At 57.6% G+C, this 5,205-nt stretch carries 3 rRNA genes; all 3 read right to left on the bottom strand.

What is annotated here, in order from left to right:
- A 5S ribosomal RNA gene (rrf, locus tag ACWGJB_RS49735) occupies positions 1 to 117 on the bottom strand.
- A gap of 93 nt (positions 118 to 210) precedes the next feature.
- Positions 211 to 3,316: ribosomal RNA gene (locus ACWGJB_RS49730) — 23S ribosomal RNA — on the bottom strand.
- 295 nt (positions 3,317 to 3,611) lie between these two features.
- Positions 3,612 to 5,136 (bottom strand): 16S ribosomal RNA (locus tag ACWGJB_RS49725).
- The 16S, 23S and 5S rRNA genes sit together here, the layout of an rRNA operon.
- Between the last annotated feature and the right edge of the window lie 69 nt (positions 5,137 to 5,205).

Genomic DNA, 5,205 nt, shown 5'->3' with positions numbered 1-5,205 from the left:
GTTCGGCGGTGTCCTACTCTCCCACAGGGTCCCCCCTGCAGTACCATCGGCGCTGTAAGGCTTAGCTTCCGGGTTCGGAATGTAACCGGGCGTTTCCCTCACGCTATGACCACCGAAACACTATGAAACTGTTCAGCCGCACCACACCCTGTGGCCCAGGGCATGGGGCTGTTCGTGGTTTCAGAACCAACACAGTGGACGCGAGCAACTGAGGACAAGCCCTCGGCCTATTAGTACCGGTCACCTCCACACCTCACGGTGCTTCCAGATCCGGCCTATCAACCCAGTCGTCTACTGGGAGCCTTACCCCATCAAGTGGGTGGGAATACTCATCTCGAAGCAGGCTTCCCGCTTAGATGCTTTCAGCGGTTATCCCTCCCGAACGTAGCCAACCAGCCATGCCCTTGGCAGAACAACTGGCACACCAGAGGTTCGTCCGTCCCGGTCCTCTCGTACTAGGGACAGCCCTTCTCAATATTCCTGCGCGCGCAGCGGATAGGGACCGAACTGTCTCACGACGTTCTAAACCCAGCTCGCGTACCGCTTTAATGGGCGAACAGCCCAACCCTTGGGACCGACTCCAGCCCCAGGATGCGACGAGCCGACATCGAGGTGCCAAACCATCCCGTCGATATGGACTCTTGGGGAAGATCAGCCTGTTATCCCCGGGGTACCTTTTATCCGTTGAGCGACGGCGCTTCCACAAGCCACCGCCGGATCACTAGTCCCGACTTTCGTCCCTGCTCGACCCGTCGGTCTCACAGTCAAGCTCCCTTGTGCACTTACACTCAACACCTGATTGCCAACCAGGCTGAGGGAACCTTTGGGCGCCTCCGTTACTCTTTAGGAGGCAACCGCCCCAGTTAAACTACCCATCAGACACTGTCCCCCACCCGGATCACGGGCGCGGGTTAGACATCCAGCACGACCAGACTGGTATTTCAACGACGACTCCACAACCACTGGCGTGGCCGCTTCAAAGTCTCCCAGCTATCCTACACAAGCCGAACCGAACACCAATATCAAACTGTAGTAAAGGTCCCGGGGTCTTTCCGTCCTGCTGCGCGAAACGAGCATCTTTACTCGTAGTGCAATTTCACCGGGCCTATGGTTGAGACAGTCGAGAAGTCGTTACGCCATTCGTGCAGGTCGGAACTTACCCGACAAGGAATTTCGCTACCTTAGGATGGTTATAGTTACCACCGCCGTTTACTGGCGCTTAAGTTCTCAGCTTCGCCACACCGAAATGTGACTAACCGGTCCCCTTAACGTTCCAGCACCGGGCAGGCGTCAGTCCGTATACATCGCCTTACGGCTTCGCACGGACCTGTGTTTTTAGTAAACAGTCGCTTCTCGCTGGTCTCTGCGGCCACCCCCAGCTCAGGAAGTAAATTCCGTCACCAGGACTGGCCCCCCTTCTCCCGAAGTTACGGGGGCATTTTGCCGAGTTCCTTAACCATAGTTCACCCGAACGCCTCGGTATTCTCTACCTGACCACCTGAGTCGGTTTAGGGTACGGGCCGCCATGAAACTCGCTAGAGGCTTTTCTCGACAGCATAGGATCATCCACTTCGCCACAATCGGCTCGGCATCAGGTCTCAGACTATTGCCAGACGGATTTACCTACCTGACGTCCTACACCCTTACCCCGGGACAACCACCGCCCGGGATGGACTACCTTCCTGCGTCACCCCATCACTCACCTACTACAAGTCTGGTTCGTCGGCTCCACCACTTTCCATTCCCCGAAGGGTCCGGAACGGCTTCACGGACTAAGCATCGCCTGGTTCGATGTTTGACGCTTCACAGCGGGTACCGGAATATCAACCGGTTATCCATCGACTACGCCTGTCGGCCTCGCCTTAGGTCCCGACTTACCCTGGGCAGATCAGCTTGACCCAGGAACCCTTAGTCAATCGGCGCACACGTTTCCCACGTGTGAATCGCTACTCATGCCTGCATTCTCACTCGTCAACCGTCCACAACTCGCTTACGCGGCTGCTTCACCCGGCAGACGACGCTCCCCTACCCATCACGATCCCCGTTGGGGGTATATATCGCAATGACACGACTTCGGCGGTACGCTTGAGCCCCGCTACATTGTCGGCGCGGAATCACTAGACCAGTGAGCTATTACGCACTCTTTCAAGGGTGGCTGCTTCTAAGCCAACCTCCTGGTTGTCTGTGCGACTCCACATCCTTTCCCACTTAGCGTACGCTTAGGGGCCTTAGTCGATGCTCTGGGCTGTTTCCCTCTCGACCATGGAGCTTATCCCCCACAGTCTCACTGCCGCGCTCTCACTTACCGGCATTCGGAGTTTGGCTAAGGTCAGTAACCCGGTAGGGCCCATCGCCTATCCAGTGCTCTACCTCCGGCAAGAAACACACGACGCTGCACCTAAATGCATTTCGGGGAGAACCAGCTATCACGGAGTTTGATTGGCCTTTCACCCCTAACCACAGGTCATCCCCCAGGTTTTCAACCCTGGTGGGTTCGGTCCTCCACGAAGTCTTACCTCCGCTTCAACCTGCCCATGGCTAGATCACTCCGCTTCGGGTCTTGAGCGCGCTACTATATCGCCCTATTCGGACTCGCTTTCGCTACGGCTACCCCACACGGGTTAACCTCGCAACACACCGCAAACTCGCAGGCTCATTCTTCAAAAGGCACGCAGTCACACCACAAGGATGCTCCCACGGCTTGTAGGCACACGGTTTCAGGTACTATTTCACTCCGCTCCCGCGGTACTTTTCACCATTCCCTCACGGTACTATCCGCTATCGGTCACCAGGGAATATTTAGGCTTAGCGGGTGGTCCCGCCAGATTCACACGGGATTTCTCGGGCCCCGTGCTACTTGGGTGTCTCTCAAACGAGCCGTCAATGTTTCAGCTACGGGGGTCTTACCCTCTACGCCGGACCTTTCGCATGTCCTTCGCCTACATCAACGGTTTCTGACTCGTCTCACGGCCGGCAGACCGTAAAAGAGAGATCCCACAACCCCGTATACGCAACCCCTGCCGGGTCTCACACGCATACGGTTTGGCCTCATCCGGTTTCGCTCGCCACTACTCCCGGAATCACGGTTGTTTTCTCTTCCTGAGGGTACTGAGATGTTTCACTTCCCCTCGTTCCCTCCACACTGCCTATGTGTTCAGCAGTGGGTGACAGCCCATGACGACTGCCGGGTTTCCCCATTCGGAAACCCCCGGATCAAAGCCTGGTTGACGACTCCCCGGGGACTATCGCGGCCTCCCACGTCCTTCATCGGTTCCTGGTGCCAAGGCATCCACCGTGCGCCCTTAAAAACTTGGCCACAGATGCTCGCGTCCACTGTGCAGTTCTCAAACAACGACCAGCCACCCATCACCCCGCCCTCACAGGCGAGTTCACTGGGGCCGGCATCGAGGGAAATCATTCCCTCAGACACCCAACAGCGTGCCCGACACCCTCGCCTCTTCCCTCATCCGTTCCACGCCGAAGCAGTACTAGGAGGAGAAGCAAACCGAGTGTGCCGAGTAGTCAACGTTCCACCCATGAGCAACCAGCACCGGACATTCGCCGATGTACTGGCCTCTGGACCGCCGAAGCAGCCTAGAAGTGCTCCTTAGAAAGGAGGTGATCCAGCCGCACCTTCCGGTACGGCTACCTTGTTACGACTTCGTCCCAATCGCCAGTCCCACCTTCGACAGCTCCCTCCCACAAGGGGTTGGGCCACCGGCTTCGGGTGTTACCGACTTTCGTGACGTGACGGGCGGTGTGTACAAGGCCCGGGAACGTATTCACCGCAGCAATGCTGATCTGCGATTACTAGCGACTCCGACTTCATGGGGTCGAGTTGCAGACCCCAATCCGAACTGAGACCGGCTTTTTGAGATTCGCTCCACCTCACGGTATCGCAGCTCATTGTACCGGCCATTGTAGCACGTGTGCAGCCCAAGACATAAGGGGCATGATGACTTGACGTCGTCCCCACCTTCCTCCGAGTTGACCCCGGCGGTCTCCCGTGAGTCCCCAGCACCACAAGGGCCTGCTGGCAACACGGGACAAGGGTTGCGCTCGTTGCGGGACTTAACCCAACATCTCACGACACGAGCTGACGACAGCCATGCACCACCTGTACACCGACCACAAGGGGGCGCCTGTCTCCAGACGTTTCCGGTGTATGTCAAGCCTTGGTAAGGTTCTTCGCGTTGCGTCGAATTAAGCCACATGCTCCGCCGCTTGTGCGGGCCCCCGTCAATTCCTTTGAGTTTTAGCCTTGCGGCCGTACTCCCCAGGCGGGGAACTTAATGCGTTAGCTGCGGCACCGACGACGTGGAATGTCGCCAACACCTAGTTCCCACCGTTTACGGCGTGGACTACCAGGGTATCTAATCCTGTTCGCTCCCCACGCTTTCGCTCCTCAGCGTCAGTAATGGCCCAGAGATCCGCCTTCGCCACCGGTGTTCCTCCTGATATCTGCGCATTTCACCGCTACACCAGGAATTCCGATCTCCCCTACCACACTCTAGCTAGCCCGTATCGACTGCAGACCCGGAGTTAAGCCCCGGGCTTTCACAATCGACGTGACAAGCCGCCTACGAGCTCTTTACGCCCAATAATTCCGGACAACGCTTGCGCCCTACGTATTACCGCGGCTGCTGGCACGTAGTTAGCCGGCGCTTCTTCTGCAGGTACCGTCACTTTCGCTTCTTCCCTGCTGAAAGAGGTTTACAACCCGAAGGCCGTCATCCCTCACGCGGCGTCGCTGCATCAGGCTTTCGCCCATTGTGCAATATTCCCCACTGCTGCCTCCCGTAGGAGTCTGGGCCGTGTCTCAGTCCCAGTGTGGCCGGTCGCCCTCTCAGGCCGGCTACCCGTCGTCGCCTTGGTGAGCCATTACCTCACCAACAAGCTGATAGGCCGCGGGCTCATCCTGCACCGCCGGAGCTTTACAACCAGAACCATGCGGTCCCGGCTCATATCCGGTATTAGACCCCGTTTCCAGGGCTTGTCCCAGAGTGCAGGGCAGATTGCCCACGTGTTACTCACCCGTTCGCCACTAATCCCCACCGAAGTGGTTCATCGTTCGACTTGCATGTGTTAAGCACGCCGCCAGCGTTCGTCCTGAGCCAGGATCAAACTCTCCGTGAATGTTTTCCCGTAATCGGGACGACACCACGAGAGCGGAACCACCGAAGGAATAATCCAGTGGTTCACAGC

The sequence above is a fragment of the Streptomyces sp. NPDC054813 genome (genome assembly GCF_053611365.1).
The sequence above is the reverse complement of the archived record's forward strand: the minus strand, read 5'-3'. Positions and strand labels throughout refer to the sequence as shown.